Source organism: Salinicola sp. (assembly GCF_982684285.1).
In genome coordinates this window covers 1-4,219 of sequence record NZ_CEXLVS010000306.1, presented here as the reverse complement: position 1 = coordinate 4,219, position 4,219 = coordinate 1, and the positions used below count along the sequence as shown (strand labels likewise).

Here is a 4,219-nt window from a genome sequence, read left to right as displayed (position 1 = left end):
GAGCAGTTGGCTTTTAACCAATTGGTCGTAGGTTCGAATCCTACACGACCCACCATTTCGATTTACCCTGTCGTTGTCGCCAAACCGATGCACGTCTTTGCACGTCTGTGTTACTGATTGAGGGTTCCCTCAGGAGACCTCACATGGCGTCCCGTTCGACTCAGCCCGATTTCTTGTGTTCAACCTCTCCTTCTCGATCCGAGCCGTCTCCGGCTGCTGCTTACCGTCATGCCGACGAGCCGATCGGCAACGTCGAGCAGATCTACAGCGGCCAGCTGGTTCCCGATCTCGCGGTCAGCACCTTTCGCAACATCGATCGGCTGTTTCCGTCACGGACCGTCGCCGCCGGGAATTCGCCGCATCCGCTCCGACAGGCACTCGAGCGTCTCGACGGGGTGATCGCCAGCGCGAACGGCGAACCCTACGATCTCTACGATTACCTCGCATTGAACAGCGTCACCGGACTGCTGGTGCTTCAGCGCGGGGACATCGTTTACGAGACCTACCAGCGCGGCAATCATCGGGATACCCGCTGGATGTCGATGTCGGTGGCCAAGTCGGTCTGCTCGACGCTGGCCGGCATGGCGATTCAGGATGGCCTGATTCCACAGGGTCTGGCGGCGCAGGTGACGGACTACGTCCCGGCGCTGGCAGGAGGTGCTTATGAGGGCGTGAGCCTGCGCGACCTGCTGATGATGGCCTCCGGCGTTGCCTGGAACGAGACCTACGTTGATCCCGACTCCGATCGTCGCAGCCTGCTCAGGGCGCAGATTGCCCAAAAGCCGGGCGGAGCAATGCAGGTAATGGCCGCGCTCCCGCGGGCCGCCGAGCCGGGCACGCTGCACAACTACAGTACCGGTGAAACCCAGATTCTCGCCGAACTGGTTCGGCGGGCCGTTGGCCGACCGCTGTCCGACTATCTCTCGGAGAAACTGTGGCAGCCCTACGGCATGGAGAGCGACGCCCGCTGGTGGCTGGAGTCCGCCGACGGCGTCGAGATCGGCGGTAGCGGCATCGCGGCAACCTTGAGGGATTACGCACGCTTTGGCCAGTTCATGCTCGACGGCGGCAGGATCGACGGCCAACCGCTGCTACCCGAGGGGTGGATCGACGCCGCCACGCGACCCACCACTCTCGTCGGAGGCCAATCGCCACTGGAATACGGCTACATGTGGTGGACTGCCTGGACGGAACCCTCGCGCCGGGATCGCGCCTTCGCCGCGAGGGGAATTCACGGCCAGCTCATCTACGTCAATCCGGCGCGTGACATCGTGATCGCGCAGAATGCCGCCGCGCCGAAACCGCTCGGCAGATTGGTGATCGATCCGATGGTGTTCTGCGATGCGGTCGTGGCACATCTCGAGGGGCAGGCTGGCGCGCCAGCCTGAGACCGCTCGGTCAGAAGCTCCGCATGGTGTCCCGGTAGCCGAGGAAATCCTTGCGTCGCTGCTCGATGCGGCTGGCCATGGCGTAGTCGCCACTCTGTTTGGCGACTTTTTCGGCGGAATCGATCTGACGAATGGCGGTGTCGATGCGACCCTCGAGCTGGAGCTGCTCGGCGCGGGCCAGCTGGCCCCAGGCATCGCGGCCGGTGCGGCCGGCCGCCTCGGAGAGCAGGCCGAACACGTTGGGATCCTCCGGATACTGCTCGCTCATCGCTCGCAGCACGTCGAACGCCTGCGCTGGCGCCGTCTGCACCAGTGTCTCCGCCTGCACCCACTGCGCCGGATAATAGCCGGGAGACAGCCGCAGGATGTGTCGTGCCCTCGCCAGTGCGTCCGGGTGGCGCCCGGCGTCGTAGGCGACCTGGGCGGCGGTGGCGGGGATCATCGAAAGGTCGGGATAATCTCTGGCAAGCTCGTCGAGGGTCTTCAGCGCCGCGTCGGGACGCGCCTGCTGTGCATCGGTGAGCGCTTGCAGATAGCGGACGGCGGCCGCCGGCGGATCGTCCTGGCGAAGCGCCGTCATCGCCTGGGTCGGGTTATCCCGGTTGAGCATCAGCAATGCTCGCCCGCGGATCATGGCGTAGGTCGGGTCGTCCCGGTGTGGCGGCGAGGGCAACTGGTCGGCCCGGGCCTGGGTGTCACTGATCCGCGATTCGGTGACCGGGTGGGTCAGCAGGAACTCGGGGGGATTGCCGCCCTGGAGTGCGGCGAGTTTCTGCAGCGTGCGGAACATCTCCGGCATCGCCTGCGGGTCGTAACCGGCCTTGGCCATGGCGTTGAGGCCCACGCGGTCGGCCTCCTGTTCGAACCGGCGGGAGTAGGCGAGCTGATCCTGGATGAACGCCGCCTGCGAGCCCATCATCGCGGCGATGCCCGCGCCACCGCCACCGCCTGCCGCGAAGATCATCCCGGCCAGCATCGCCGCCATGGTGGGCAGCTGCGTCTCCTCGACCCGTTCCATGCGCCGGGCGTAGTGACGCTGGGCCAGGTGCCCCAGTTCGTGTGCCAGCACCGAGGCGAACTCGTCCTCGTTGGGCGCCGTGGCGAACAGGCCGGCGTTGACCCCGACCACCCCTCCGGGCACGGCGAACGCGTTCAGCAGGCGGCTGTCGACCATCGTCACCACGAGTCGCTCGTTGACCCCGCTGTAGGGCACCAGCTTGGCCAGCATCGAGCGCACGTAGGTCTGGGTGATCGGATCCTGCCACGGGTCGGTCTGGGCGCGGAATTGACGCAGCCAGCCACGGCCCAGACGATACTCGTCGTTGGACGTGACGGCGGCGCTGGTACTGCCGAGATCCGGGAGCTGATAGCCTTGCTGGGCGTGCGCGGTCGGCAGGGTGCCGGCCAGTCCCGCGAAAAGCAGTGAAACGGCCAGCAGGCGCCGCTTGAATGATGCCAGTCGTTGACGGTTCATGCTGACGATCTCGATCCTCATTCAGGCTGAAGCCGGGGTGGCCGATGGTGGTCTGCGCTATCATGCGTTCGACCGCAGCTCGTCGCAGACGTTGCCTAGGGCCTGTTCACACTATACGACGCGTGGAGAGTGTGAACAGGCCCTGGAAAAACCGGGCGTTGCAACAGCCGTCGTGGCGGGCTTGTCGCGCCAGCGGGCCTCTTTTCAATCAATCTGGGGTATGTCATGTCTCAACAGCCGGATCGTCGACTGGATGCCTCCGGCCTGAGCTGCCCGTTGCCGCTGCTGAAAGCCAAGCAGGCGTTGGCGGGCATGCAGGCCGGGCAGCTGCTCGAGGTGATCGCGACGGACGCCGGTTCGTGGCGGGATTTCGAAAGTTTCGTCGAGCATAGCCGACATGCGCTGGTCGGGCGCGAAGAGAAGTCGGGTGTGTATCGCTACTGGCTGCGTAAAGCCGATGGAGAGGCGCGAGCATGAGTTTGAAGGGCATCCTGCGTAACTGGTTCGAGCGGTATCTGTCCGACGAGGAGGCCATCGTCCTGCTGGCGCTGCTGATCGGCGGCTTTGCCATCGTCATCTGGCTCGGCGGCGCGCTGGCTCCGTTCTTTACCGCGCTGGTGGTCGCCTTTCTGCTGCAGGGCGTGGTGGCCTGGCTGGAACGGCGCGGATTGCCGCGACTGCTGGCGGTGGGGCTGGTCTTCCTGCTGTTCGTGGGCGCGCTGCTGGCGCTGGCGCTGATCGTGATGCCGCTGGTCTGGAACCAGCTGGTCGAACTGGTGAGGGAGGCCCCCGACATGTTCGCCAGCAGCCAGCGCTGGCTGGGAGAAATGCAGGCCAGATACCCCACCATCGTCACCCCGGACCAGGTCCAGGGCTGGATCGCCACGGCGGGTCACCAGGCGTCACAGCTCGGTCAGCGCGCGCTGACCTTCTCGCTGGCGTCGCTGGGCAACCTGATGGCGGTGATCATCTATCTGGTGCTGGTGCCGATTCTGGTCTTCTTCATGCTCAAGGACCGCGAGCGGCTGGTCGATTTCATGCTGTCGATGCTACCCGGCAAGCGTACGCTGATGACTCGCATCTGGCAGGAGATGGACGACCAGATCGCCAACTACGTGCGCGGCAAGACGATCGAGATCATCATCGTCGGCAGCGTGGCCTTCATCGTCTTCTGGGCGTTCGGGTTGCCCTATTCGGCACTGCTCGGGCTGATGGTGGGCCTGTCGGTGCTGGTGCCCTACATTGGCGCCGCGGTGGCGACGCTGCCCGTCGCGGCGGTAGCCGGCTTCCACTTCGGCGTCGGCGACCAGTTCTTCTACGTGCTGGTGGCCTACGCCATCCTGCAGGCGCTCGACGG

The 4,219-nt window shown here is 65.3% G+C and carries 4 protein-coding genes; 3 read left to right on the top strand and 1 reads right to left on the bottom strand.

Annotated features, from left to right (window positions below; genetic code table 11):
• Positions 1-143 precede the first annotated feature (143 nt).
• Positions 144-1,388 (top strand): serine hydrolase domain-containing protein, encoded by a 1,245-nt coding sequence (locus AC3AYF_RS18740; protein ID WP_295035056.1) that lies wholly within the window; start codon positions 144-146, stop codon positions 1,386-1,388.
• A gap of 10 nt (positions 1,389-1,398) precedes the next feature.
• On the opposite strand, the gene AC3AYF_RS18735 is transcribed toward AC3AYF_RS18740, so the two are convergent.
• Positions 1,399-2,862, bottom strand: coding sequence for a M48 family metalloprotease (locus AC3AYF_RS18735; protein ID WP_295035058.1), 1,464 nt, complete (start codon positions 2,860-2,862; stop codon positions 1,399-1,401).
• 225 nt (positions 2,863-3,087) lie between these two features.
• On the opposite strand from AC3AYF_RS18735, the gene AC3AYF_RS18730 reads away from it, so the two are divergent.
• Positions 3,088-3,339, top strand: a complete 252-nt coding sequence (locus AC3AYF_RS18730) for a sulfurtransferase TusA family protein (protein ID WP_295035060.1) — start codon at positions 3,088-3,090, stop codon at positions 3,337-3,339.
• Positions 3,336-4,219, top strand: an 884-nt coding sequence (locus AC3AYF_RS18725; RefSeq protein ID WP_487780173.1) for an AI-2E family transporter, incomplete at its 3' end; no start/stop codon positions are given. The genes AC3AYF_RS18730 and AC3AYF_RS18725, both read left to right, overlap by 4 nt.